This is a genomic window from Chromatiales bacterium, assembly GCA_024234935.1.
Classification (GTDB): Bacteria; Pseudomonadota; Gammaproteobacteria; order Steroidobacterales.
Genome location: JACKNI010000001.1, coordinates 1,073,078 through 1,099,391, shown reverse-complemented (window position 1 = coordinate 1,099,391; position 26,314 = coordinate 1,073,078). Strand labels below are relative to the sequence as shown.

At 62.9% G+C, this 26,314-nt stretch carries 27 protein-coding genes; 19 read left to right on the top strand and 8 right to left on the bottom strand.

What is annotated here, in order from left to right:
- Positions 1-16: 16 nt before the first annotated feature.
- The 12 genes from H6979_05270 (at position 17) to H6979_05215 (ending at position 12,491) form a co-directional block, all read left to right on the top strand.
- Positions 17-1,582 (top strand): FAD-binding oxidoreductase, encoded by a 1,566-nt coding sequence (locus tag H6979_05270; GenBank protein MCP5139246.1) that lies wholly within the window; start codon positions 17-19, stop codon positions 1,580-1,582.
- A 35-nt stretch (positions 1,583-1,617) separates the two neighbouring features.
- Positions 1,618-2,466: a DUF1838 family protein gene (locus H6979_05265; protein MCP5139245.1), complete on the top strand. Its 849-nt coding sequence runs from the start codon at positions 1,618-1,620 to the stop codon at positions 2,464-2,466.
- 18 nt (positions 2,467-2,484) lie between these two features.
- Positions 2,485-2,970, top strand: a complete 486-nt coding sequence (locus H6979_05260; protein MCP5139244.1) for a (2Fe-2S)-binding protein — start codon at positions 2,485-2,487, stop codon at positions 2,968-2,970.
- 81 nt (positions 2,971-3,051) lie between these two features.
- Positions 3,052-3,483: a cytochrome c family protein gene (locus H6979_05255; GenBank protein ID MCP5139243.1), complete on the top strand. Its 432-nt coding sequence runs from the start codon at positions 3,052-3,054 to the stop codon at positions 3,481-3,483.
- 97 nt (positions 3,484-3,580) lie between these two features.
- Positions 3,581-4,267 carry a phosphate regulon transcriptional regulator PhoB gene (phoB, locus tag H6979_05250; GenBank protein MCP5139242.1) on the top strand — a complete coding sequence of 229 codons (687 nt, stop codon included), beginning with the start codon at positions 3,581-3,583 and terminating at the stop codon, positions 4,265-4,267.
- A complete protein-coding gene (phoR, locus tag H6979_05245; GenBank protein MCP5139241.1) occupies positions 4,267-5,556 on the top strand; it encodes a phosphate regulon sensor histidine kinase PhoR in 1,290 nt (429 codons plus the stop codon). The genes phoB and phoR overlap by 1 nt, the downstream gene beginning before the upstream one ends.
- A 38-nt stretch (positions 5,557-5,594) precedes the next feature.
- The gene (phoU, locus tag H6979_05240; GenBank protein MCP5139240.1) at positions 5,595-6,335 is read left to right on the top strand and encodes a phosphate signaling complex protein PhoU; all 741 of its coding nucleotides are present in this window, start codon (positions 5,595-5,597) and stop codon (positions 6,333-6,335) included.
- A 69-nt stretch (positions 6,336-6,404) separates the two neighbouring features.
- Positions 6,405-7,469, top strand: coding sequence for a PstS family phosphate ABC transporter substrate-binding protein (locus H6979_05235; GenBank protein MCP5139239.1), 1,065 nt, complete (start codon positions 6,405-6,407; stop codon positions 7,467-7,469).
- 6 nt (positions 7,470-7,475) lie between these two features.
- Positions 7,476-8,864: a phosphate ABC transporter permease subunit PstC gene (gene pstC / locus H6979_05230; protein MCP5139238.1), complete on the top strand. Its 1,389-nt coding sequence runs from the start codon at positions 7,476-7,478 to the stop codon at positions 8,862-8,864.
- Positions 8,864-10,186 carry a phosphate ABC transporter permease PstA gene (gene pstA / locus H6979_05225; GenBank protein ID MCP5139237.1) on the top strand — a complete coding sequence of 441 codons (1,323 nt, stop codon included), beginning with the start codon at positions 8,864-8,866 and terminating at the stop codon, positions 10,184-10,186. The genes pstC and pstA overlap by 1 nt, the downstream gene beginning before the upstream one ends.
- A 34-nt stretch (positions 10,187-10,220) precedes the next feature.
- Positions 10,221-11,090, top strand: a complete 870-nt coding sequence (locus H6979_05220; protein ID MCP5139236.1) for a phosphate ABC transporter ATP-binding protein — start codon at positions 10,221-10,223, stop codon at positions 11,088-11,090.
- A gap of 153 nt (positions 11,091-11,243) precedes the next feature.
- Positions 11,244-12,491: a putative porin gene (locus H6979_05215; protein ID MCP5139235.1), complete on the top strand. Its 1,248-nt coding sequence runs from the start codon at positions 11,244-11,246 to the stop codon at positions 12,489-12,491.
- On the opposite strand, the gene H6979_05210 is transcribed toward H6979_05215, so the two are convergent.
- A complete protein-coding gene (locus H6979_05210) occupies positions 12,481-13,449 on the bottom strand; it encodes a hydroxymethylglutaryl-CoA lyase (protein ID MCP5139234.1) in 969 nt (322 codons plus the stop codon). The two genes, H6979_05215 and H6979_05210, sit on opposite strands and share 11 nt — an antisense overlap.
- Positions 13,450-13,572: 123 nt before the next feature.
- Here H6979_05210 and H6979_05205 point away from each other — a divergent pair, with 123 nt between their 5' ends.
- Together H6979_05205 and H6979_05200 are read left to right on the top strand one after the other, a co-directional pair.
- Positions 13,573-14,778: a CoA transferase gene (locus tag H6979_05205; protein MCP5139233.1), complete on the top strand. Its 1,206-nt coding sequence runs from the start codon at positions 13,573-13,575 to the stop codon at positions 14,776-14,778.
- Between the two features lie 83 nt (positions 14,779-14,861).
- Entirely contained in the window at positions 14,862-15,731 is an 870-nt protein-coding gene (locus tag H6979_05200) for a DMT family transporter (GenBank protein MCP5139232.1), read from the top strand.
- A 49-nt stretch (positions 15,732-15,780) separates the two neighbouring features.
- Here H6979_05200 and H6979_05195 read toward each other — a convergent pair whose 3' ends face one another.
- A complete protein-coding gene (locus H6979_05195) occupies positions 15,781-16,812 on the bottom strand; it encodes an alpha/beta hydrolase (protein MCP5139231.1) in 1,032 nt (343 codons plus the stop codon).
- 153 nt (positions 16,813-16,965) lie between these two features.
- On the opposite strand from H6979_05195, the gene H6979_05190 reads away from it, so the two are divergent.
- The 5 genes from H6979_05190 (at position 16,966) to H6979_05170 (ending at position 20,531) form a co-directional block, all read left to right on the top strand.
- Positions 16,966-17,643, top strand: a complete 678-nt coding sequence (locus H6979_05190) for a hypothetical protein (protein MCP5139230.1) — start codon at positions 16,966-16,968, stop codon at positions 17,641-17,643.
- Positions 17,640-18,491, top strand: coding sequence for a DUF3365 domain-containing protein (locus tag H6979_05185; GenBank protein MCP5139229.1), 852 nt, complete (start codon positions 17,640-17,642; stop codon positions 18,489-18,491). Before H6979_05190 ends, H6979_05185 begins: the two co-directional genes overlap by 4 nt.
- An 11-nt stretch (positions 18,492-18,502) precedes the next feature.
- The gene (locus H6979_05180; GenBank protein MCP5139228.1) at positions 18,503-18,964 is read left to right on the top strand and encodes a hypothetical protein; all 462 of its coding nucleotides are present in this window, start codon (positions 18,503-18,505) and stop codon (positions 18,962-18,964) included.
- A 110-nt stretch (positions 18,965-19,074) separates the two neighbouring features.
- Positions 19,075-19,857 carry a DUF2189 domain-containing protein gene (locus H6979_05175; GenBank protein MCP5139227.1) on the top strand — a complete coding sequence of 261 codons (783 nt, stop codon included), beginning with the start codon at positions 19,075-19,077 and terminating at the stop codon, positions 19,855-19,857.
- 38 nt (positions 19,858-19,895) lie between these two features.
- Positions 19,896-20,531: a glutathione S-transferase gene (locus H6979_05170; protein MCP5139226.1), complete on the top strand. Its 636-nt coding sequence runs from the start codon at positions 19,896-19,898 to the stop codon at positions 20,529-20,531.
- A gap of 28 nt (positions 20,532-20,559) precedes the next feature.
- Here the strand turns inward: H6979_05170 and ccoS are convergent, their stop codons facing one another.
- The 6 genes from ccoS to ccoP form a co-directional block, all read right to left on the bottom strand.
- Complete coding sequence (gene ccoS, locus H6979_05165; GenBank protein MCP5139225.1) at positions 20,560-20,745, bottom strand: cbb3-type cytochrome oxidase assembly protein CcoS; 186 nt, start codon at positions 20,743-20,745, stop codon at positions 20,560-20,562.
- Positions 20,742-23,198 carry a cadmium-translocating P-type ATPase gene (cadA, locus tag H6979_05160; GenBank protein MCP5139224.1) on the bottom strand — a complete coding sequence of 819 codons (2,457 nt, stop codon included), beginning with the start codon at positions 23,196-23,198 and terminating at the stop codon, positions 20,742-20,744. The genes ccoS and cadA overlap by 4 nt, the downstream gene beginning before the upstream one ends.
- 2 nt (positions 23,199-23,200) lie before the next feature.
- Positions 23,201-23,686 (bottom strand): FixH family protein, encoded by a 486-nt coding sequence (locus H6979_05155; GenBank protein ID MCP5139223.1) that lies wholly within the window; start codon positions 23,684-23,686, stop codon positions 23,201-23,203.
- Positions 23,683-25,035, bottom strand: a complete 1,353-nt coding sequence (gene ccoG, locus H6979_05150; GenBank protein ID MCP5139222.1) for a cytochrome c oxidase accessory protein CcoG — start codon at positions 25,033-25,035, stop codon at positions 23,683-23,685. The genes H6979_05155 and ccoG overlap by 4 nt, the downstream gene beginning before the upstream one ends.
- A gap of 32 nt (positions 25,036-25,067) precedes the next feature.
- Positions 25,068-25,307 carry a hypothetical protein gene (locus H6979_05145; protein MCP5139221.1) on the bottom strand — a complete coding sequence of 80 codons (240 nt, stop codon included), beginning with the start codon at positions 25,305-25,307 and terminating at the stop codon, positions 25,068-25,070.
- Positions 25,308-25,372: 65 nt separating this feature from the next.
- Positions 25,373-26,305, bottom strand: coding sequence for a cytochrome-c oxidase, cbb3-type subunit III (gene ccoP / locus H6979_05140; protein MCP5139220.1), 933 nt, complete (start codon positions 26,303-26,305; stop codon positions 25,373-25,375).
- Positions 26,306-26,314: the final 9 nt, after the last annotated feature.

Sequence of the window (26,314 nt, the reverse complement as noted above, 5' to 3'; positions counted from 1 at the left end):
TCTCCAGGAGTTTTTGATGTCTGCCAGCAACCTGCTTAGCGATCTTGCCGCGATCGTCGGCCAGCCCAATGTCCTCACCAGCGATGCTGACCGGTCGTTCTACGCGATGGACGTCTACAACCAGCTGGAGATTCCGCTGGCAGTAGTGCAACCGGCGACGGTTGAGGAACTGCAGAAGGCTGTACGGACAATTACCTCAGCGGGTGTTGCAGTCGTGCCGCGCGGGGGTGGTGCCTCATACACGGATGGTTATCTGCCAACCACAGCCAATTCGATACTGCTCGATACGAGCCGGCTGAATCGCATCGTCGAGATCAATGCCACCGACATGTATGTCACGGTAGAGCCGGGCCTGACCTGGGCAGAGCTGTGGCAGGAACTTGCAAAGCAGGGTCTGCGCACCACCTTCTGGGGACCGTTTTCCGGGATCAAGGCCACCGTGGGTGGTTCGATGTCCCAGAACAGCGCGAGTCTCGGTTCAGGAAATTTTGGCGTGTCGGCCGATGCCGTGCTGGGCTTCGATATCGTGCTGGCGAATGGCGAGATCCTGAGGACCAGTTCGGGTGCCGCGCTGAACGGCGTGCCGTTTTTCCGCTGGTACGGACCGGATCTGACCGGCCTGTTCACCGGTGATGCGGGTGCGCTGGGCTTCAAGGCGCGTATTTCGCTGCGGCTGATCAAGACCCCGCCGTTTCATGGTGCCGCATCCTTCGGTTTCGATACCTTCGAAAACATGTCGGGCGGCATGGCCGCTGCCGCCCGCGAGGGTGTGGTCGCCGACAACTTCGGCCTCGATCCGAAGCTGCAGCAGGGGCAGCTGAGCAAGACCAGTGCCAGCGATGCGATTGGTGCGGCGTGGGCGGTGGCAAAAACCGCGCGCAATCCGGTGCAGGCCGGATTCCGCCTTCTCAAGATGGCAATTGCCGGCAAGCGCTTTCTGGCTGGCTATAACTACTCGGCGCACTACACCGTTGAGGGTGTCTGCCAGGCCGAGGTCAACGCGAAGCTCGCGCTGATTCGCGACGCCATGAAACGCTTCGGCACGGAAACAGCCAACACCATGCCGACAGTGATCCGTGCCATGCCCTTCATTCCGCTCTATCCGATCCTCGGGCCCAAAGGCGAGCGCTGGGTGCCGCAGCACGGACTCATTCCCTTCTCGAAGATGCAGGAGTTTTACCAGAAGCTGCAGCAGCTCTACGCGGAGAATGCCGGGCGCATGAGCAAGGCGAAGGTCGAGAAGGGCGCGATGTACATGACGATCAACACTCACGTCTTCCTCTACGAACCGGTGTTCTACTGGGAGGACGACCGCACGCCATTCCACAAGCGTTTTCTGCCCAAAGAGTATCTGGACACCTTGCCCGAGTATCCGGCAAATCCGGAAGGCCGGGCGCTGGTCCGCGAGCTGCGGGCGAAGATCAACGACATCTTCGCGACGGTCGGTGGCGTGCACATGCAGGTCGGCAAGTCCTATCCGTATATGCGCGGCCGCAATCCTGAAGCGGCGCGCTTGCTGCGCGAGCTGAAGCAGTCGGTCGACCCGAAGAACCTGATGAACCCCGGCGCGCTGGGTCTGTAAACGGCCCTCCTGCGGGCCATGGAGCGAGTATCCGTATGCATACACCGGTCACCCGCCGATCCTTCACTGCCGGTCTGGGTCTGCTGGCCCTCGGTACCACCAGCGATGCGTTGCCCGGTGTGGCGGGCAGTCCGCCGGCACGTGCGCCGGACCTCACGCTGCCGGAGAACAACCTGCGCGCCCTGGTGCGCATGACGGCGAGCCTCGGGGAACGCGACGTGCCGTGGTGGTATGACGGCACGATCCTCGGTGTGGTGCCCGGCGAGCATCCGCGGCCGCTCGTGAAATTCCAGGGCATGGAACTCTACTGGATGCGTCATCTGCCGGACGGCGCCTACGAGCTGATCGGCAATACGCTGACCTTTTTTCACGATGTCGAAACCGGTGCGCCGCTGTCAGAGTTCAAGAACCCCTATACCGGAGCCATCAACCAGGTTGTGCCAGCTGTGCAGGGTGGCGGGGCAGGTCGCGGTTTCAACTATTCGGTGAAAGGGATCCGCTTCACCCGCATGCTCGAGCAGCTGCCGGAAGAGCCGCTGATCCTCGACTGGACCTTCGCGCGCGACATGGTCTGGCTGCACAACTGGACGCGTTATCCGCCCGGCATGTCGCCACCCCGCTGGCAGCAGCAGACGATGTTTGCCAGTCAGAAGGATTTCCTGAATACGCGGCTCGACAGCGTGCCGGTCGTGTTCGGTTCGACGGTACACATGCCGTGGCTCAAATGGATGGATATGGGTGACCGGCCGGGTCACATCGTCTGGCATGCGGGTGGCGCGAAGCTCCGCTCGATCGACGAGTTGCCGGCCGACTATCGAAAGCGCGCCGAGCAGGAATATCCGGCCATGCTGACGGTCAATCCGGCCCGGGGTGCGACGGCATAAGCGCTTGCCGCAAGCTCGATGATCAGGTTCACGCTCAACGATGCCGCCGTCGAGGTCGATGTCCCCGACGCAATGCCGTTGCTGTGGGTGTTGCGCGATACGCTCGGCCTGACCGGCACCAAGTACGGCTGCGGCATTGCGCTGTGTGGCGCATGCACCATCCACATCGACGGTGTCGCGGCACGTTGCTGTGTGCTGCCGGTCGCTGCGGTGGCGGGCAAGTCGGTCACCACGATCGAGGGGCTGGGCAATGCTGATCTTCTGCATCCGGTTCAGCAGGCTTGGGTCGATGAGCAGGTTCCCCAATGCGGCTACTGCCAGCCGGGCATGGTCATGGCCGTCAGCGCTTTCCTGAAAACCACACCTGATCCTGACGATGCGGCCATCGATCAGTCGATTACCAATATCTGCCGATGCGGAACCTATCCGCGCATCCGCAAGGCCATTCATCGCGCAGCAGGTCTGATGCGCGATAATGGCGCCGCACCCGATTCAACAAGCTGAGTGCCGGTCAACAGACAAAGGGAAAAAGAGATGCCTCAAAGCCTTCGATTCGCCATTGCAGTACTCGGCATGGGTACGCTGATGACGGCCTGCGGTCAGCAGGTCAACAGTGCGCCGGCCGCAGGCAACAGCGCCGCACCGGCGGCAGCCGCGGCTGCAACGGACAGCTACGACATCAACGCTCTGCTCGCCACTGCGGACCCGGCCAAGGGGCAGATCGTATTTCTGCAGTGCCGCGCCTGCCATAGCCTGGAGGCCGCCGGGCCGAACAAGGTCGGCCCCAACCTGCATGGTGTCATCGGCCGCAAGGCGGGACTTGCGCCGGGCTTTGCCTACTCTGATCCGATGACTGCCTCGGAGGTGGTCTGGTCTGCCGAGACGCTGGACAAGTTCCTGCTCCGGCCCAGCGATTTCATCCCCGGCACGCGCATGGTCTTTGTCGGCCTGCGCAAGCCCGAGGATCGCGCCAGCGTGATCGCATACCTGCAGCAGGAAACCGGCGCTGCGGAGTAGCGCCGGCCTGCGATCCGCAGTGGCATGCGTTGAGGGCGACATGGTTTTGTAATAAAACCGTGTTCAAATGCCCGTCTGGCTGCCGTCATCAGGGCTTATGAGCGCACGCAGGATATTGCTGGTCGAGGACGAACTGCCGATCCGGCAGATGATCGCGTTCAACCTGACGCGTGCCGGATTTGAAGTCGATGAAGCTGGCGATTCGGCGAGCGCCCGCAGGCAGATTGCGGATTTGCGTCCGGACCTGCTCCTCGTGGACTGGATGCTGCCTGACTCGAGCGGCCTTGAGCTGACCCGCACCCTGCGGCGTGAACCGGCCAACCGGGATATTCCGATCATCATGTTGACGGCCCGGGCCGACGAGCGCGACCGTGTGCTCGGGCTCGACAGCGGCGCCGACGATTACATCACCAAGCCGTTTTCACCACGCGAACTCCTGTCACGGGTCAATGCCGTGCTGCGCCGTTCGGCACCGGCGGCGGATGAGCCGCTGGTGGCCGGTGAGCTGCGCCTGGATCCGGTCAGCCATCGCGTGTATGCGGGCGAGCGCGAGATCGGCCTCGGGCCGACCGAATACCGCTTGCTGAAATTCCTGATGGAAAATCCCGATCGCGTCTACAGCCGCACGCAGGTGCTCGACAATGTCTGGGGCCAGAACGTTTATGTCGAGGAACGTACGGTCGACGTGCACATCCGTCGCCTTCGCCAGGTACTCGAGGACTTTGCTGCAGACCATTACGTGCAGACTGTCCGTGGTGCCGGTTACCGTTTTTCGGTCTGCTGATGCCCAGAATCTGGACCTGGACGCTCTTCCGGCTGGGCTTTGCGCTGCTCGCCGGTGCTCTGATCGGTCTGATCTACGACAGTCCGGTGCTGGGCATGCTGATCGTGGCACTCGCCGCCCTGGGCTGGCATCTCTACAACCTCTATCGGCTGGAGCGCTGGCTGGCGACCGGTTCGATAGCCGATATTCCTGACGGCGAAGGGGCCTGGCCGCCGGTTTTTGCCAGGATCCAGTTCATCAAGACCAAGGCAAAGCGGCGTGGCAAGCGGTTCCGCCGGCTGGTCAAGGAGTTGAGGGCCTCCACAGAGGCGTTTCCCGACGGTGGTGTGATACTCAACGCACAGCATGAAATCCTGAACTACAACTCGGCCGCGAGGCAGTTGCTGGGTCTCAAGGCGCGCGGGGATCGTGGCCAGCGCATCGAGAACCTGCTGCGGCACCCGGATTTCATCGCCTACCTGCGCAGTCCTGCCGAGCGCCCGGTCGTGGAGATTCCCGCGCCGGCGGGTGGCGATACCTGGTTGTCCTGCCGTTTGATTCCCTATGGGCCCAACCAGACCTTGTTGCTGATCCGGGATATCAGTCAGCGGGTGAGGATCGAGCGCGTGCGGCGGGATTTCGTTGCCAACGCATCGCATGAGCTGCGTACCCCGCTGACCGTGATAATGGGCTACCTTGATGCGCTGGGTGATGACCCGGAGAAGCCCTCTGCCTGGCGGCAGCCGGTACGGGTAATGCAGGAGCAGGTGCAGCGCATGTTCCGGCTGGTCGAGGACCTGTTGCAGCTGTCGAAGCTCGAATCCGGGCAATCGGTGGCCAGGGACCGGGTGGTGAGTGTGTCCGGGCTGATCGAGCTGGCCCGGCGCGATGCGCAAAGTCTGCCGGGCTTTTGCGGACAGATCGACGTGCAGCTCAACAGTGCCGTCAATGTCCTTGGCGAGGAGTCCGAGCTTCAGTCCGTGGTGTCGAACCTGGTGGCCAATGCGGTGCGCTACACGCCGGCGGAGGGCAGGATTACCATCAGCTGGAATGTCGATCGCGAGGGCGGCCACCTGGCTGTCGTGGACACCGGTATCGGCATGTCCGAGGCGGATATTCCGCGGGTTACCGAGCGATTTTACCGGGCCGACGGAGGCCGCGCACGGCAGAGTGGCGGCACCGGTCTTGGCCTGTCGATCGTCAAGTACGCGCTGCGCAGGCACGATGCGGAACTGGAGATCCGCAGCCGGCTTGGTCAGGGCAGCAGCTTCATCTGTCACTTTCCCCGGGACCGGCTCGCGCTGTCCTGATAGTCTCAGCAGCCGCGCCCACGCGCAGGAGCAAAGCCATGGAATCCGAAAGTTTCAGTCATCATATTTCACGTCGTTTCAATGCGGAACTGGAGCATCTGCGCAGCGAGGTGCTGCGCATGGGCGGGCTGGTCGAGCAGCATCTGGATACTGCCGTGGAGGCGATCACCTCCGGCGACAGCGAGATGGGCCTGCGGGTTTCCGGTGACGACTTCAAGATCAACCGGCTCGAAGTGTCCATCGACGAAGAGTGCAGCAAGTTGCTGGCAACGCGCATGCCGGCGGCTGCGGATCTGCGGCTGATCGTCACGGTGATCAAGATCATCACCGATCTGGAGCGCGTCGGCGATGAGGCCTCGAAGATCGGCTACCTGGCCTCGCATCTGGCTGCGGATCGTGAACTCTATGCCCCGTACAGCGAGCTGAAGGCGCTTGGCGAACACGTACAGACCATGCTCCACGACGCCCTGGATGCGTTCTCGCGCATGGATGTCGACGATGCGCTGGCGGTCATCGAAGAAGACAAGCTGGTCGACGAGGAGTACGACCAGATCACCCGGCAGTGCATCGCCCTGATGATGGAAGACCCGAGAACCATCCGGAGGTTCATGGATGTGACCTGGGCAGCCCGTGCCCTTGAGCGTATCGGCGATCACGCCAAGAATATCGGCGAGTATGTGGTTTACCTGGTGCACGGCCGGGATATCCGTCATACGGAGCGTGAAGTGGTGCGCCAGGAGCTGGATGCAGCCAGGGCCGACCGTACGGCTGGCACCTGAAATAAAGCCGCAACAATTGCTGCATAGACTCCATCAGGTCAAGAGTTCGCAATGACCCCGGAGGTCCGCATGAAACGATCACTCAAAGCCCTGACTCTGCTGGTCAGCGGGGCAATAACCGCAACGGCACCAGGGGTGGCCTGGTCGCAGGCGGCGCGCAGCTATATCAGCATCGTCGGCTCGTCCACCGTTTATCCGTTCGCGACGGTCGTTGCCGAGCGCTTCGGTGGTACCGGCAAGTACAAGACCCCCAAGGTCGAGTCCACCGGTTCCGGCGGCGGTATCAAGCTGTTCTGCGGCGGTGTCGGCGTGCAGTATCCGGATATCGCCAACAGTTCGCGAGCCATCAAGCCGGCCGAACTGAAGGATTGCGTCGCCCATGGCGTGAAGGACGTGATCGAGGTCAAGATCGGTTATGACGGCATCGTGCTCGCCGAGTCGGTGGCCGCACCCGGCCTGAATCTCACCATGCGCGATATCTGGCTCGCCCTCGCCAAACAGGTTCCAGACCCCAAGGGCAAGCAGACGCTCGTTGCGAACCCCTACAAGACGTGGAAGGACCTTAACCCGCAGCTTCCGGCCGAGGTCATCGAGGTTCTTGGTCCGCCACCGACCTCCGGTACGCGTGATGCCTTCGTGGAACTGGCCATGGAAGGTGGTTGCAAGTCCTTCCCGTGGATCAAGGCCATCAAGGAGCAGGACGAGAACCGCTTCAAGCAGATCTGCCACACCATGCGTGAGGATGGCCGTTTCATCGAGGCCGGTGAGAACGACAACCTGATCGTGCAGAAGCTGAAGGCGAACAGGAATGCGGTTGGAATTTTCGGTTACAGCTTTCTCGAGCAGAATTCCGACTCGGTGAAGGGCTCCCTGGTTGATGGTGTGGCGCCGACCTTCGAGAACATCGCAAGCGGCACCTATCCTGTATCGCGGCCACTGTTCTTTTACGTCAAGAAGGCACACATCGGTTCGATACCTGGCATCGCTGAGTACCTGAGGGAATTTACCAGCCTGAAAGCGATGGGCGAGGAGGGCTATCTCGCCGATCGCGGCCTCGTGCCGCTGTCGCCCGCAGAATACAAGTCGGTTGTCGGGCAGGTCAGCAAGCTGGTTGCCATGCCGTTGCCCAGGTAGTTTGCGGTGCGTCTGCCAACGCTGCTGCTGATTCTTGCCGCGATGGTGCTCGCTGCCTTCTTTCTCGGGCGGCAGCGGGCGCTGTCGCTGGCCCGGCCGGCCGGCGGCATACGCAGTCTGCATTCCTTGCCCAGGTACTACGGCTACTATGCGGCACTCGGCGCCGTGCTTCCGGGGATCGCGCTGCTGCTGATGTGGGCGGCTTTCAGCGATTCCCTCATCACTGCACGGGTGGTTCAATCGTTGCCCGAGGCGCTGCGCAACCAGCCGGAAGCAGAGCTGGGCCTGACGCTGAACGACATCCGCAACCTCGCCACCGGACAGATGTTCGACGAGAGCCGCCGTGCGGAATTTGCCGTTGCTGCGGACCTCTACAACAGCCTCCGCGAGTCGTCGCGGAAAATCCTGGCGGGACTGGTCGTCGCGCTGTCGTTCAGCGGGTTTGCGCTGGCCTGGTTTCAGCTTCGTCCGCAGTTCCGGGCGCGAAACCGTGTTGAGGGGGCAGTCAAGGTTGTACTGGTCCTTGCTTCGCTGCTCGCCATCGCGACCACGATCGGCATTCTGCTGTCGGTCAGCTTCGAGGCAGTGCGGTTTTTTCGTCAGGTACCGTTGAGCGAGTTCCTGTTTGGTCTCAGCTGGAGCCCGCAGACCGCGATCCGGGCGGGTCAGGTCGGCTCGTCGGGTGCTTTTGGTGCGGTACCATTGTTTGTCGGTACCTTGCTGATCTCGGGTATTGCGCTGCTGGTGGCTGTGCCCATCGGCATGATGATTGCGATCTACCTCTCCGAGTACGCGCGCCCGGGCCTGCGCCGGATCGTCAAGCCTGTGCTCGAGGTGCTCGCCGGCATACCTACCGTGGTCTATGGATACTTTGCCGCGCTGACGGTCGCGCCCATGATTCGTCTCGCGGGTCAGCAACTGGGGCTGGAAGTCGCCTCGGAAGCCGCGCTGGGTGCGGGCCTGGTGATGGGTATCATGATCATCCCTTTCGTCTCCTCGCTGTCCGATGATGCGATCAACGCCGTACCGCAGGCGATGCGTGACGGCTCCTTTGCGCTCGGCGCCACGCGCTCGGAAACGATAAAGCGGGTGGTGGTACCCGCCGCGCTGCCGGGTATCGTTGGTGGCGTGCTGCTGGCTGCGTCGCGCGCGATCGGCGAGACCATGATCGTGGTGATGGCGGCAGGACTGTCGGCAAACCTGAGTTTCAATCCGCTGCAGTCGGTAACGACGGTCACCGTGCAGATCGTGACGCTGCTGGTCGGCGACCAGGAGTTCGACAGCCCCAAGACACTGGCGGCCTTTGCACTGGGCCTGATGCTGTTCATCGTCACCCTGATCCTCAACATCATCGCCCTGCAGGTGGTGCGTCGTTACCGGGAGCAGTACGAATGATGGTGGCCGATGGCGACGACCGTGGCAGCCGCCAGCTGAGTCCGGAGGAGACGCGACGGCGCGTCGATGCGAGTCTGCGGCGCCGCTATCGCAGAGAGCGGATGTTTCGCTTCTACGGACTGTTCTCCGTCTGTCTGGGCGTGGTTTTTCTGCTGCTCCTGTTCGGCACGATCATCGGCAACGGTTACAGCGCATTCCGGCAGAGTTTCTTACAGCTCGATATTCATTTTGATGCCGATGTGATCGATCCGGACGGTGCACGGGATCCCGATGCGCTCTCGGTGGCCGACTACTCGCTGCTGGTCAAATCCGCATTGCGGGAACTGGTACCGGAAGCTGCCAGCCGTAGCGAAAAGCGCGAGCTGAACCAGCTGGTAAGTGCGGGTGCCATCTTCAGCCTGCGCGATGCCGTCATGGCTGATCCGCAGATCCTCGGTCAGACGAGGTCGCTGTGGCTGCCGCTGAACAGTGAGGTGGACCTGTGGCTGAAGGCACAGGCGTCCGGAAAAGGCGCTGACGACGGTTCAGGCCGGCTCTCGGAGCAGCAGCTTGTCTGGCTCGAACGGCTTCGGGCCGGTGACCGGATCGAATTGCGCTTCAACAGGGCCTTCTTCACTTCCGGCGATTCGCGTGAGCCGGAGCTGGCGGGAATCTGGGGAGCCACCAAGGGCTCGTTCTTCATGCTGCTCGTGACGCTGCTGCTGTCCTTTCCGCTCGGCGTTGCCGCCGCCATTTACCTGGAAGAATTCGCCTCGCGCAGCTGGTGGGTGGATGTGGTCGAGGTCAATATCAATAACCTGGCCGCCGTACCCTCGATCGTGTTCGGGCTGCTGGGTCTTGCGGTTTTCATCAATTTTTTCGGGCTGCCACGGTCGGCGCCGCTGGTCGGCGGTCTCGTGCTGACCTTGATGACGTTGCCGGTGGTGATCATCGCCTCAAGGGCGGCCATCAAGGCGGTGCCGCCCTCGGTGCGCGAGGCTGCGCTCGGGATCGGCGCATCACAGATGCAGATGGTGTTCCACCATGTGCTGCCGCTGGCAATGCCGGGCATGCTCACGGGCGCAATCATCGGCATGGCGCGCGCGCTGGGCGAGTCGGCGCCGCTGCTCATGATCGGCATGGTTGCCTTCATCGTCGATGTACCGAGCGGGCCGATGAGTCCGTCGACGGCGCTGCCGGTGCAGATCTATTTATGGGCGGACAGTCCGGAGCGCGCCTTCGTGGAACGGACTTCGGCTGCGATCATGGTGCTGCTCGCGTTTCTGCTGGTGATGAATGCCACCGCGGTATGGCTGCGCAGCCGGTTCGAGCGGCGCTGGTAGCTTCACACAGGGAAGATTGCAGATAATGCTCGCAATGGACAAACCCGAGGATGTCATTGTGCCGCCGGCGGACACGGCACCTGCAGTGGTGCAGCCTGTCGAGGCCGAACGCATCGCTCCCGATACAGTGGGCGACGTCACCGCGCGGAACGCGGTGATCTGCGTCCGTGGCGGAAACGTCTACTACGGCGATACGCATGCGCTGATCAATGTGAGTCTTGATATCGGGCGCAACGAGGTCATCGCGCTGATCGGTCCTTCCGGTTGCGGGAAATCCACCTTTCTCCGTTGCCTGAACCGGATGAATGACACCATCGAGTCAGCCCGTGTCAGCGGTGACTTCCGGCTCGACGGCCAGGACATGTATGCCAAGGGTACCGACGTGGTGATGCTTCGCGCGCGTGTCGGCATGGTTTTCCAGAAGCCGAATCCCTTTCCGAAGTCGATTTACGAGAATGTTGCCTATGGCGCGCGTATCCACGGTCTTGCTGCAAATCGCGCGGAACTCGACGACATCGTCTATGGCAGTCTCGAACGCGCGGGACTCGTCGATGAGGTAAAGGACAGGCTCGACGATCCGGGTACCGGTCTGTCGGGTGGGCAGCAGCAGCGGCTGTGTATCGCACGCACCATCGCCGTCAATCCCGAGGTCATCCTGATGGACGAGCCCTGTTCTGCCCTCGATCCGATCGCGACCGCGCGCATCGAAGACCTGATCGACGAGCTGTCGGAGAAATATGCGATTGCAATCGTTACGCACTCGATGCAGCAGGCGGCGCGCGTTTCAACCCGTACCGCCTATTTTCATCTGGGCCGCATCATGGAAGTCGGCCCTACCGACAAGATATTCACCAATCCGTCGCACAAGCTCACTGAAGACTATGTGACTGGCCGTTTCGGCTGAGACGCGACAAACCCGGACCGTGGCCGGACCGCATTTCCGCTCCCCGTTTCATATTCCCGCAACAAAAGCGCGGCAGACTTCCTGCATCGGGTGGATCGGGCGAGCGCCTTTTCCGCCGATGTGGAACGGATTATGAACAGACGAGGTATTCCCATGAGACGTGTATTGCTGGCCCTGACCGTTGGCCTCCTGATGAACTCACCGACCGCATTCGCTGCGGTTTCCGATGAGGTCGTGCAGCAGCTCCTCCAGCGCCTGGAGGCGCAGGAGAAGCGCATTGCCGAACTCGAGAAGAACGCGCAACAGACGCAGACGGCGGTGGAAGAGCAGAAGCAGGCTGTCGCGGAGGTTGCGGCGAGGCCTGCCGCCAGCGCGCCGGCACCGGCCAGCTGGGCTGACAAGCTGAGCCTGAAGGGCGACCTGCGTCTGCGCTACGAGAACATAGACGACGAGAATGCCAGTGACGAACGCAATCGTGCGCGGATTCGTGCGCGCCTGGCGCTGATTGCCAAGCCGCAGGACAACCTGGAGATCGGTCTGGGCCTCACGACGAGCCAGGACAATGACCCGGTCTCCGGCAACCAGACCCTGGGCGACGGCAACTCGAACAAGAACTTTGCGCTCAGCCTTGCCTACTTCAAATGGGCTGCACTGGAAGGGTTGACCGTCAGCGGTGGCAAGTTCCAGAACCCGCTGTATCGGCCCGGCCAGCACGCGTTGCTCTGGGACAGTGACTGGAATCCGGAAGGTTTCGGACTCAACTATGTCAGTGGCCCGTTCTTCGCCAACGCGATTGGCTTCTGGCTGGAAAGCGACAGCAAGAACGACAAGGCCTTCACCTGGGGCGGCCAGCTGGGTGCGGCTGTCCCGATTGCCGATGAGGTGAAACTTACCGCTGGCGCAGGGTATTACCACTTCAATACCAGGGGCAAGGGAACGTTCTACGGCTCGGATACCAACTTCCTGGGCAACAGCTACGATTCGATCACCAACAGCTATCTGTATGACTACGAGGAGATCGAGGGATTTGCCGAGCTGGGATTCAAGCTCGCCGGTCTGCCGGCCAGTGTCTTCGCCGACTACGTGAAAAACACCGATGCCGACGAGTTTGATACGGGCTGGGCAGCCGGCGCACAGCTCGGTGCAGCGAAGGCCAAGGGGACCTGGCAGCTAGGCTATACCTGGCAGGACCTCGAGCCGGATGCGGTGTTCGCCGGACTGGCTGACTCGGACTTTGGTGGCGGCAAGACCGACAACAAGGGTCATCGTCTGCAGGGCGTCTATGCGCTCAGCGACAAATGGAACCTGGGGCTGACTTACTTCATCAACGAGACGGGCGGGAAGCGCGGTACAGAGAAAGACTACGACCGTCTCCAGCTCGACATGAGCTTCAAGTACTGAACTGCTTGCCGATTCCCCAGCCACCGGGACCATAGCCCTTCGGCAATCCGGCGTCCGGGGTAAAACCGTAAAGCTCGTCGTCCGGCAGACTCTCGCGCAGAATCTGCCGGACTTCGAGCAACTTGCGGATGTCGATGCCGGTACGCAGGCCCATTGCATCGAGCATGAAGACCAGGTCCTCGGTGACGATATTGCCGCTGGCGCCTGGCGCGTGCGGGCAGCCCCCAAGTCCGCCGAGCGAGCTGTCCAGCGTCGTGATGCCTTCCTCCAGCGCCGCCAGTGCATTGGCCAGACCCAGGCCCCGCGTGTTGTGCAGATGCACGCTGGAGAGCTTGTCGTGGCCCACCGCCTCGCGTACGAGACGGATCAGGCGACGCAACTGCTTCGGGTTTGCGTAACCGGTGGTGTCCGATAGGCCGATCTCTTCGCAGCCGGCCTCCATGAGCGCCACGGCCAGTTCGACGACCTTCGTTTCCGGGACCACGCCCTCAAGCGTGCAACCGAAGGCAGTGGCGACATTGCCCTCGAAACCGGGACGACTTTCAGCCGGCAGGCTGCGCAGCAGTTCGGCGATCCGGCGTACGTCCTCGATGACCTCGGCATGGCTCCTGCGCAGGTTGGCCTTGCTGTGTGTTTCGCTGGCGGAGAGCGGCAGTGCGATCTTGTGTGCACCGGCATTGATCGCGTTCTCGGCACCCTTGAAGTTGGGGACCAGCGCCAGCACCGTCAGGCCGGGAATCGTGCGTGCATAGGCCACGACTTCGGCAGCGTCGGCCATCTGCGGCATCAGCCTGGCGGGGACGAAGGAGCAGACCTCGATTTCGCGGACGCCAGCCGCAGCCTCGGCTGCAATCCAGGCCTTCTTGGCGGGGGTGGGCATAATGGACTTGATGCTCTGCAGGCCGTCGCGAGGGCCTACCTCGCTGACGAGTACGTCGATATCGCTGGTGCCGGACATGCTGGATTCCTGGTGACTGCAGGTGTTTATTCTATATGGGGCCGGGGTGGTGGATAATCCACCACCCGATTGCCGGTGCCAACCGGTGCCGGCAACAGACATAACACGGAAAAGGCGCAGTCGATGACAGGTTCGCAGGGTTTGCCCCTCGCAGGGGTGCGGGTGATCGAATTCACGCACATGGTGATGGGCCCGGCGGCCGGGCTGATCCTCGCCGACCTGGGCGCCGATGTGATCAAGATCGAGCCGGTGAATGGCGACAGCACCCGCCACCTGCCGGGTTCCGGTTCCGGCTATTTCCCGATGTACAACCGCAACAAGCGCAGCCTGTGCGTTGACCTGAAGTCCCCTGATGGCCTTGCTGCCGTGCTGCGCCTGGTCAGCACGGCCGATGTACTGATCGAAAACTTCCGTCCGGGCACCATGGACCGCCTGGGTCTCGGTTACGAGACGCTCAAGGCACTGCACCCGCGGCTCATCTACTGTTCGGAGAAGGGCTTCCTGGCCGGCCCCTATGAGCATCGGACTGCGCTCGATGAAGTCGCGCAGATGATGGGCGGCCTGGCCTACATGACCGGCCCGCCGGGCAAGCCGCTGCGTGCCGGTACCTCGGTGATCGATGTGCAGGGCGGCATGTTCGGTGCGGTGGGCATCATTGCCGCGCTACATCAGCGCAATACGACTGGCCTGGGCCAGAACATCGTGGCTTCGCTCTATGAGAGCACGGTGTTCCTCGTCGGCCAGCACATGGCGCAGATGGCGGTGACCGGCAAGCCGGCGGCGCCGATGCCGGTGCGCGTGTCGGCCTGGGCGATCTACCAGGTCTTTGAAACCGGCGATGACAAGCAGGTGTTCGTCGGCGTGGTCAGCGACAAGCAGTGGAAGGATTTCTGTACCGCCTTCGAGTTGCACGAGCTCGCTGCCGACAGCAGTCTCGATACCAACAACGACCGCGTGAAGCACAAGGATCGTCTGGTACCGCAGATCCAGGCGACCTTTCGCAAGTACAGCAAGCAGCAGTTGATGGACAAGCTGGAAAAGACCGGCCTGCCATTTGCACCGATCGCGCGGCCCGAAGACCTGTTCGACGATCCGCATCTGGCTGCCAATGACGGGCTGGTGCCGATCACGGTCAGCGATGGTCCGCGGGCTGGCGAGAAGACCCGGCTGCCGGCATTGCCGCTGGAGATGGACGGGGCGCGTTTTGGCGTGCACCGTGATGTGCCGCGTGCCGGTCAGCATACGCGCGAGGTGCTGCGGGAGGCGGGCTATACGGACGCCGAGATCGGCACACTGCTCAGTCGCAAGATTGTCGCAGGTCCGGCCTGAAGAAGGATCTCCGTCCGGAGGGGGAGGTCGCGGCCGGCCAGCCGCTTGGCGCCCCCCACAAGACCGGCATTGCAGTGCTGCTGATGCTTGGCGCAACGCTGTGCTTTGCTGCGCTCGACGCGACGTCGAAACACCTGTCGCGGACCTATCCGATACCGATGCTGGTGTGGGGCCGCTACAGCTTCCACTGCCTGATGATGCTGATCTTCGTTGCGCCGTCGATGCGCATGCGGCTGATCGCTACCAAGCGGCCGCTGGCGCAGGTCATCCGTGCGCTGATGCTGACCGGTACCACCGGCTTTTCGATGGTCGGCTTTTCCTTGATGCCGCTGGCCGAGAGTACGGCGATCGTTTTCATCACGCCGCTGGTCGTCGTGATGCTCTCGCGCTGGCTGCTCAGGGAAACGATTGCCGGCATTCACGTGATTGCGGTCATTGCCGGCTTTTTCGGAATCCTGCTGATCGCGCGGCCCGGTGGGGCGCTGAGCATGCCGGGACTGGTCTGGATGCTGCTGGCGGCGGCCTGCTATTCGGGCTATCAGATACAGACGCGGCAGCTCTCGCCCGGTGAAAATACCCTCACCATGCTTTTCTATACGGCGCTGGTTGGTACCGTAACGATGACTCTGGCCGCTCCGCTGTACTGGGGCGGACCGATACCCGACCGCATCGACGGGGCGCTGATCGCCTCGCTGGGCATCTACGGTGGCACGGGTCACCTGATGCTGACGCGGGCGTTTCGCCATGCCGCCGCGTCCTTTCTGTCGCCATTCCTCTACGTACAGCTGATCTGGGCGATGCTGCTCGGCTGGCTGTTCTTCCGGCATCTGCCCGATCTGCTGTCGCTGGCCGGCATGGCGGTCATCGTCGGCAGCAGTCTTTCGATCGCTTATGCGGAACGGCTCAGGCGCGAGATTGCCGCACGGGAAAGAGACGCTGCATCCCGGGGATAATGGCAGTACTTGTCTGCCTGACCTGCACGCGGCCTTGCCGGATACAGCTTCAGTCTTTGCAAAACGCCACGATATCGCGTGCCGTATCCCGGCTGATATCGGGGCAACACATGGGCAATATGTCGGTGCCGTGGATCGTGCCCATCACCTGCCGGCACCTGGCGCTCACGCCATTGGCGATCAACAGCCGATAGAAGTTGATGCCCTCGTCGCGCAGCGGGTCACATTCATTCACGCTGATCACGGTTGGCGGCAGTCCGCGTACATCGTTGCCGGTGGCAAAGCCGGGCCAGGCCAGCGGATTGCGCGCATTGAATGCCTCGATGCCGTAGGCCATGCGGCCACGGTTATCATGCAGATCCATCAGGATGCCGTTGTTCTCAACGGACGACGGGTTCTGCGGCAAGGGCCATTCACCTGCGATGTAGGGGCAGAGTGCATACAGTCCCTTGACCAGGTGCAACTCGCCGTCCCGCTTCAGCCTGAGGCCGGTCGCGAGGGTGAGATTGCCGCCACCGCTTTCTCCGGCCACGACGATGCGGGAGGTATCGATGTTCAACATCGCGCTGCTCGTGTGCAGCCACTGCAGACCGGAAATGCAGTCGTTCAGGCCAGCGGGGAAGGGTGCGACTTCCGGTACAGACGAGGGCGTCAGCGCATTGCGGAAATCCACCATCGCCACCGCCACGCCCTGAGCGGCAAGGATGCGTGCCCATGCACGGTAGTGGCCGTCATGGCACGACATGACCTGCATGCCGCCACCGTGGATGTAATAGATGCAGGGCAGGACTTCTTGCGTATCCGGACGCACGAAGCGGATGTTGATGCGATTGCCATCGGGTTGCGAGACGACGGAGTGCTCACGCACGAGCAGTCCGGCAGACGGCGCGACGGTCTCGTTATCCATCACGTCGAATACACCCTTCAGGGTGATTGCCATCTGCCTGGCCGCAGTGCCGCTCATCTCGGCAAGCAACTCCTCACGGCTGGCAACATCATGCGCTGGCTGCACGGTCATGTTTCCGAACCAGGCCTTGATGCGCGGATCGATACGCGGGTCGTCAGCGATTCTGGAAGTCATGGTCAGTTCCATTTCAGCAGTGGTCCGGGTCTACGCCATTCTATAGATCCCGGCGAATCACGGCGCACCGGACAGCCCCTGGTCGCTGCCCTGCTGCCGGGGCTGTCCTATACTTCGGAGGACAAAATAACGGTATTCACGGCACCGCCATCGATGGCCAGACGTTTCCGCCAGAATCTCGGCCTGATCCTCGGCTTTGCCGCCGGGGCGCTCATACTGCTCGTGCTGCTGCTGCCGGGTGAGGAGACGCTGCACGCCCGCGGGCCCATGAACAGCGGACACGATGACATCGCCTGTGAGCATTGCCATCTGCCTGCACCGGGTACCTTGCGCCAGCAACTGCAGGCCAATGTCCGTCATCTGCTTGGCATGCGCGCCACCGTCGCCGATTTCGGGCTGCTGCAGGCCGGGAACGGGGAATGCCTGGCCTGTCATGATTTTCCGGAGGAGCGTCATCCCGTGTTCCGGTTCTTTGAGCCGCGTTTCCAGAAGGCGCGCGACGCGCTGCATCCCGAGGCCTGCGTGTCCTGTCATCTGGAGCACCGGGGCGTGCGGGTCACGCTCGATGGCATCGACTATTGCCGGCACTGCCATGAGGACACGAAGCTGAAGAACGATCCGCTGGATGTCTCCCATGCCTCACTCATCAAGGCAGAAAAGTGGGACAGCTGTCTGGGCTGTCACGATTTCCACGGCAATCACCTGATGACGGTGCACGAGCAGCTGCGCGACGCGATTCCACCAGCGCAGATCCTGGCGTATTTCCGCGGTGGCGCGTCGCCATATTCGCGCGAGAAAAGATTCGCAGCCCGCCGGGAGCCCTTGCGATGACCCGTCCCTTGTTCATTCTCGCTTCCCTGCTGCTCACGGCATTGATCGTGTACCTGTTTGTGAGTGCACCCTCGCCGTTGCCGGAGCAGGCCGCAGTCAACGCAAATATTCCCGTTGAACGGGTATTCGCGCTGGTGGAGGGTGAAAATGATGCCGCACGCGCCCTGTGGACCCGTGAGATCGTCGGCGCAGGCAAGAAAGCCGGTCTCGGCTTCAGCGAGGACTGGCGGGAAGCCGGGGAGGAGGCTGGACCGCTGCCGGCGCTGTTCCTGCGCGAGACCGCGAAGAACCTTGAAAGGAATCCCGTGCGACTCAGCCTGTTTCTGGGTTCCGATGCACCGATCAATTCCGCCAACCGCTTTGAGGGGCTGCAGCAGGAGGCGTTTGCCAGAATCCGGGCAACCGGCGAGCCGCAGTATTTCCGGATGCCGGATACGCGCCTGTATACCGCGATGTTTCCCGACGAAGCCGTGGCGGAAGCCTGCGTGACTTGCCACAACGAGCACGAGGACAGTCCGAAGAACGACTGGAAGCTGCATGACGTGATGGGGGCAACCACCTGGTCGTACCCTGAGGACCGGCTGACGGCGGAGCAGATGATCAGTGTGCTGGCGGCATTGCGCACTTCGATTCGCGGTGCCTATCAGGCCTATCTCGACAAGGCAGTGACCTTCAGCAAGCCGCCGGAGATCGGTGCCCGCTGGCCGCGCGATGGCTACTACCTGCCGTCTGCCGATGTGTTCATGGCTGCGCTTGGCGAAAGCACGGCGGCGGCGAGTCTTGATGCCCTGCTGAATGCAACAGCGCCACCGTCCCCGGCATCCGGCGCCGGCATACCGTCGCACTAGGCCGCGCGGATATGCCCTGGCTGACAACGGGAGCGCTGCTGACAGCCGCATTTGTGGCCCAGGCGATCTGGGGCTGGCGCTGGGAGTGGCTTTCCGGCCTGCAGGAAAGCGAACTCTACAAGCAGCTCAGCGGTCTGGCGCTCGTCCTGTTTTTCCTGATGCAGTGGCGCCTGTCGGTCGCACGCATGGGCAGCGCGTCGCCGACGCCGCGGCTGCTCACGCTGCACCGGGATCTGGGTGCGCTGGCACCCCTGCTGCTGTACCTGCACGCGATCAGTTTCGGATATGCCTACATCCGCGCGATGAGCATTGCCTTCCTCGGTCTCGTCGCACTGGGACTGCTGCAGCAGCCGCTGGCACGGCTGAACAGCAACCGGCTAAACACCGCGTGGCTGGTGGTTCATGTGACGCTGGCCACCGCGCTGCCGTTCTTCATCGGCTATCACGCCTTCAACGCTTTCTATTACGAGTAACGGGCGGCTTATACTCTGGAGAAGGAATGGTCCCGTTTCCGGAGTTGACGGGAAGCGGAAAGCGTTCCCGGGAAAAATGGGTGGCGTTCCAATCAAGCGAGGAGCATGCGGTGACGATTGATCAACCTGGAAACAGCGTGCCGCGCGGTTTGCCCTTTGTGGCTCCGTGCCGCCAACTCGATCCGCAGGCACCGTTTCGCTGGCTGCGGCTGGGCTGGAGAGACCTCATCCGCGCCTGGCGTCCGACCCTGAGCTACGGCACTACCGTCGTGCTGATCAGTTATCTGGTCACCTGGCTGGCGTTCCGGCTGGGCAGTTACGTGCTGGTGTTTGCCGCACTCACCGGCTTCGTGTTTCTTGCGCCGATCGTGGCAATCGGTCTTTACGAGGTCAGCCGCCAGGTTGCGGCCGGCCAGACGCCAATGATGGTGGTCTCGCTGCGCGGCATACGCCGCGTATTCAGCAACGCCATGGTCTTCGGGCTGACGCTGCTGGTCGTCTTCCTGGTCTGGGCGCGTTCGGTTTCGCTGATCAGCATCTTCCTGCCGATGGAGAATGAGCCCGCAATCGCCGAGATGTGGCCCTATCTGCTGGCCGGAATAATGGTCGGTGCGGTTTTTGCCGGTATTACTTTCGCAGTGAGTGCTTTCTCGCTGCCGATGATCGACGACCGCGAGACCGATGCGGTAACCGCCGTGGTCACCAGCGTCAATGCCGTGCTGCGCAACAAGCGCGCGATGCTGAACTGGGCTGCTGTCATCATCACATCCGTGCTGATCGGCTTTGCCACCGCCTTTATCCTCTTCGTGATCATGATTCCGCTGCTCGCCTATGCGACCTGGCACGGCTATCTGGAAACCATCGACGCGAGTGCATGGCCGAAGGCGGAGTAGGCGGCGTATGAACCGGGTCAACCGTCACAGGAGGCGTCATGAAACTCATCGGCATGCTCGACTCGCCGTACGTGCGGCGAGTCGCCATTTCGCTCCAGTTGCTCGGCATACGCTTTGAGCACCAGTCGCTCTCGGTCTTTCGTACCTTTTCCGAGTTCCAGCAGATCAACCCCGTGGTCAAGGCGCCGACGCTGGTGTGCGATGACGGCGAAGTGCTGATGGACTCGACGCTCATGCTGGAGTACGCCGAAGTACTTGCCCGTCCGCGCACGCTGATGCCATCGGGTCTGAAGGAACTTCAGCATGAGCTGCGGCTGATCGGTCTGGCGCTCGCAGCAACCGAGAAGAGTGTCCAGATCGTCTATGAGCGTGGACTGCGCCCGCCGGAGAAACTGCACGAGCCATGGGTCAACCGGGTTACCGGCCAGTTGCTCGCTGCATACGGTGAGCTGGAACGGGAACTCGCCCGCACGCCGCTTGCGGTCAGCAGCTCGGGCATCCGCCAGGCAGGGATCACCATTGGAGTGGCCTGGCACTTCAGCCAGCAAATGATTCCGGAAGTGGTCCCGGCCAGTGACTTTCCTCGTCTGGTCGCTGTTTCAGCCGCTGCCGAGGCGCTATCCGAGTTCAAGGCTGCGCCACACGGTGATGGCACATACCAAAGCGATGGCTAGGCCTGCGCGGATCGACTCACCCGGCACGCTACAGGTCGTCAGACTTGTCGGTCTCCGCCTGCGGCGGCGGTCTGCGATCATCATCCAGCAGGATGCGCCAGGCCGGCGTTTCCAGGTCATCGAACTGGCCGCTGCGCACGGCCCAGAAAAAGGCCGCCACGGCAGCCAGCAGCAGCACGAGGCCAAGCGGAATCAGGATGAAGATGATGCTCACAGGCGGGCTTCGCTCAGCGCCTGATCCGGTGCCGTAGCCGGGACCGGTTGCAGCGTACGCCCGAGGCGCAGCGCGTTGAAGGTCACCAGCAGCGAACTCGCCGACATGCCGAGGGCGGCGAGCCAGGGTGCGAGCAACCCGCTGATGGCCAGTGGAACGGCCACCACGTTGTAGGCGACGGCCCACCACAGGTTCTGTCGCACGATATGCATGGTGCGTCGCGCGTGGGCCACGGCTGTCGGCAAGGCGCCGAGGCCCGGTCCCATCAGGATGCAGTCAGCCGCGTGCTGGGCGAGGGAGGTGCCCGTGCCGACGGCCACGGATACGTCGGCACCAGCGAGCACCGGCGAATCGTTGATACCGTCGCCGACCATGCCGACGATATGCCCGTCCTGCTGCATCCGGCGTACGAATTCGAGCTTGCCAGCTGGTGCCAGGTGGGCATGCCAGGCATCGACGCCGAGGCGCTGCGCAGCGGCCCGGACCGGTCCGGGCTGGTCGCCGCTGGCGATGGCGAGCGCGATACCGGCGGCCCCGAGCGCGGCCAGTGCAGCGGGCGCCTCGGCCCGCACGCGCTCGGTGATTTCAAAACGCGCCATGAGCTGCGATCCGCTGCCCAGATAGACGGATTGCGCCGTCGAATCCGGACTGTCGTCACTGGCATTGATGTCAACCAGTCCGAGGACAAAGGCACGGGTGCCGATGCGCAGCCGTTCACCGCTGACGCAAGCTTCCAGGCCCTGACCGGCTACCGCCACGACATCGGTAACCGGCAACGCCGTGCGCGGTGGCGGGAAAGCCCGTGCCAGCGGATGCTCGGAACGCGACTCCAGCAAGGCCGCCAGCTCCAGCATCCGTTCCCGATCATGGCCAGCGAAGGTCTCGATGTGCTGAATGCCAGCCGAGTGCTCTGTCAGCGTGCCGGTCTTGTCGAAGACCAGGTCGGTCACGCGGCTCAGTGTTTCGAGGGCGCCGGCCCGCCGCAGCAATACGCCCTGGCGCGCCAGGGCGCTCATGCCGACGGTGAATGCGGCCGGTGTTGCCAGGGCAAGGGCACAGGGGCATGTCACGACCAGTACGGCGAGGACCACCTCGAAAGCGCGGGATGCGTCAATCCACCACCAGGCTGTACCGGATGCGGCCGCCAGCACGAGCACGCCGGTGACAAACCACACCGCGACGCGATCGGTGATCTCGACCAGGCGTGGCCGCTCCTCGCGGGCTACAGCGATGAGGCGGCTGATCTGCGCCAGCACGGTGCTGGTACCCACGCGCTCCACACGGATCGTGGCAGCGCCGAACAGATTGATGCTGCCGGCGATGACCGGATCGCCGGCGGCCTTGCGTACCGGACGGGATTCTCCGCTCAGCAGGGATTCGTCAACGCGTGCCGACTCGCATTCCAGCCGCCCGTCGACCGGGACCGACTGCCCCGGCGCCACCATCACCAGATCACCGGGTTCGAGTTCCACGACGCCGACGATTTCCGGCCGGCCGTCACGCAGTCGCGTCGCCACCCGCGGCAGATGCCGCGCCAGGGCGCCGGTGAGGCTTAGTGCCCGATGTCGTCCCGACATTTCCAGGAAGCGCGCGCAGGTCAGGAAGAACACGAACATGACGGCTGAATCGAAATAGATCGGGCCGCTGCCCTTGAAGGTATTCCAGGTACTGGCGATATAGGCGGCGGCGATGGCGAGACCCACCGGCACATCCATGCCAGGCCGGCCGAGGCGCAGGCCGCGCACAGCGCCCCGGAAGAATGGCGCGCCGGCGTAGAACACCACCGGCGTCGCGACCAGCAGGCTGATGAGACGCAGGAACTCGTGGATGGCCGGATCGGCATCATGCAAGGCGCCGGCATACAGTGCGACGGCAAAACCCATGACCTCCGACATGCCGAGCCCCGCGACGATGAGCCGGGGCAGGGCGGCGCGCCGTTCAAGTATCGCGGCACGACCCGCCTCATCTTCGGTACAGGGACAGGGGCCATAGCCCAGCACCGCGATACATGCCAGCAGCTCGCTGAGGCGCGTCACCTGCGGATCCCAGCGTAATCGTGTGCGGGTGGTCAACGGGTCTACCGCAATTTCGCATACGCCGGGCACAGCGGCCATGGCGCGTTCGATCAGCCAGGAACAGGCAGCGCAGCGCACGCCCTGCAACAGCAACTGGGCTTCACGACTGCCATCGCTGCGGGAGCTGACAAACTCCTTCTGGAGCGCTTCCCGGTCGTAGCTCGTCCATCGTTCGGGTCCGGTGTCGGCACCTGCCGGCGTGCTGGCAGCGGTGCGGAAGCGATAGAATTCCGTCAGCCCCTTGTCGCGAATGCGTGTGGCGATTTCCTGGCAGGCGTCGCTGCACAGGGTGACAGTGGCGCCGTCGATCTGCAGTTGATGCGTTGCCGGCCCGTGAATGGCAGTGCCGCAGTGGAAACAATTGAGCGCATCGGGCATTTTCAGCGTCCGGCCTTCAGTTCCAGTACCTCCTGCCGGGGTTCAAGCACCCCGGTGAGGCGCCAGTTTCCCGCAGCATCGCTGATCATCACATAGAGCCGCGTGTCGGCGCGCGGCATCGTGCCGGCATAGAGATTGCCGCGGCGCTTCAGGATGACGTGCCGGTCCATCTGCTCCAGGGTGGGGTGTATCAATTCCAGTCTGAGGCTGTCTGGCGCCGCACCGCTGAGGCTGACAGTCACTGCCCGGGCGCTGTCCCCGGACGGTGCGTCGAACTGCAGCCGGGCAGCGACGCCGAGTTCCACAGCCCGCCTGTCACGTTGCTGATCGAGTTCCACCGCCATGGCGATCTGGCCGAAATCGTCCACGACCAGCGATGGCGGCGCCCCGGCGAGGTACAGCGTGACAAAGCCCGCGATCACGCTGCCGATCACCGGCGTGAGGATGAACCAGACCCAGAAATGCCGGTACCAGGGCTTTGCGGTCATTGCGGGGGACCGAAGAATCGGGCGTCGCGCTGTGCCTGCACCGTGCCGTCAACGGCATCTTCCACGCGTATGTTCAGATCGGCCCTGCCTTGTGGCGCCGCGCTGCGCTCCACGCTGATCCGCGCCACGACATCCAGCAGCGCGCCGGGGGCCAGATCGATTTCCGCCGGTGCGGTTTCGATCTGCGCACCGGGGAGTCCGGTTACGCTGACGCGCACGCTGCGTGGATGATCCTCCTTGTTGAGAATTTTCAGTTGATAGACGTTTTCGATCTGTCCGTCCGGCAGTTCGCGGTACAGCGTGTTTCTGTCGCGTATCACATCAAGGCGCACGGCGGCGCGGTTGGCCAGCGTGATCACGAAGCCGGCGAACAGCAGCAACAGGATGGTGCCGTACAGGATGACCCGCGGCCGGAGAATATGCTGTGGCTTGCCCTGCACGGCGTTCTGGGTGGTATAGCGGATCAGTCCGCGCGGGTAGCCGACCTTGTCCATCACGACATCGCAGGCATCGATGCATGCAGCGCAGGTGATGCACTCGTATTGCAGGCCCTTGCGGATGTCGATGCCGGTCGGGCAGGCCTGTACGCACATCCGGCAGTCGATGCAGTCGCCGAGTTTGTTCGCGGCAGCGCTGGTGCCGCGTTGCCGCCCGCCGCGCGGTTCGCCGCGGGCCGGATCGTAGGAGACGATCAGCGTATCGCGGTCGAACATGGCGCTCTGGAAGCGCGCATAGGGGCACATGTAGATGCAGACCTGTTCGCGCAGTGCGCCGGCGTTGCCGTAGGTGGCCAGACTGTAGAAGCAGATCCAGAAGGTCTCCCAGCCGCCGAGATCAAAAGACAGCAGCGAGACACCCAGTTCACGGATCGGCGTGAAGTAACCGACGAAGGTAAAACCTGTCCATGCGGCGAAACTGATCCATAGAATCTGCTTCGCGCTCTTGCGCAGGATCTTTTCAGGCGACCACGGCGCCTTGTCGAGCTTGATGCGCTGGTTGAAGTTGCCCTCGGTGAGTCGTTCCATCCAGACGAATATCTCGGTCCAGACGGTCTGCGGACAGACGTAGCCGCACCAGACGCGGCCTGCGACCGTAGTGGCAAAGAACAGCAGCAGGGCGGCCATGATCAGCAGCCAGGACAGGAACACGAAATCCTGCGGCCACAGCGTCAGGCCCAGGATGTGAAACTGGCGCGCGGGCAGGTCAAACAGGATGGCCTGGCGTGTTCCCCAGCGCAGCCAGGGCGCAAGGTAGTAGATGCCGAGCAGTACGATGACCGCCGTCTTGCGCAGATTCGCAAAGAAGCCCTTGACCTCGCGAGCGTGAATCTTCGCCCGCTTGGCGTACAGCGCTTCGACTTCGACCTCGTTGCTGCTCACGGTCAGTCATCCCCGCCCGGCGCAGAGCCGGGCGAGGTGCGCATCAGGTATATCGAGACGGCACTTGAGAGCGCGGCGATCAGCCAGAAAAAAAAGAAGGCGATGCCGTAGGCCGTCATGCGCGAAGTTTCGATCTCGGCAGCAGAGCCCTCGTGCAGCTGACCAGGATCGACAAAGGCGAAGAAAAGCATCGTGGCGAAGCTGGCGGCGAGGAGCGACGGCCAGAGCACGGCAGCCAGCACCTGGGCGCGCGTGCTCCACGGTCGTGGCGGCGCCGGATCAGCGGGCTGGAACTCCGGTTGTTCGGTCACGGCCGTGCTCCACCGCCGTTGCCGAGGCTCAGCACATAGGCAGCCAGCACACGGATACGATCGGGCGTCAGGTAGTCATGCTGGGCCGGCATCTGGTTGGTGCGGCCCTTCATGAGTACGTCGCGGATATCGGCATCAGTCGATCCATGCAGCCAGTCAGTGTCGGTGAGATTCGGCGCGCCGAGTACCTGGTTGCCTTTCGCGTCGGCACCGTGGCATCCGATGCAGAAGCTCATGAATTTCTGCCGGCCAGCGGCCACATCGGGCGCAAGGCCTGCGGGATCGGTCAGCGCAGATGCAGGCAGCTTCGGCAGTGCACGCAGCCAGGCGATGACTTCGGTCACGCCCTGTTCGCCGAGTGCTGGGCCGAGGGCGGGCATCATGCCGGTACGTCCGTTGGTTATGGTTTCGATGATCGTGTCGGGTGCATTGCCCCACAGCCAGGCGGAGTCGGTGAGGTTCGGGAAGCCCTTGGCGCCGCGGCCGTCGGAGCCGTGGCAGGTGGAGCAACGGTTCAGGAAGATATTGCGCCCGAGCCGCAGCGCATCCGGATCGGCTTCGAGTTCCGGCAGCGGCACGCCGGAAAAAGCAGCGAAGACATTGCCGAAGCGCTTTTCGGCAGCGGCCATCTCCGCCTCGTACTGGCTTTTCTGGCTCCAGCCGCCGATACCGGCGAAGTTGCCGAGACCGGGGTAGATCACCAGGTACACGATCATGAAGATGCCGGTGATCCAGAACAGCCACAGCCACCAGCGCGGCAGCGGGTTGTTGAGTTCCACGAGATCGCCGTCCCAGACATGGCCCGTGGTGCTCTTCTCTTCGGGCCGTTTCTCCTTGCGCTTGGTCGTCAGGGCCTGCAGCAGCCACAGACAGCCTGCCAGTGTGCCGAGCGTCAGCACCCACACCCAGGCATTCCAGAATCCGCTCATCTACGCTTG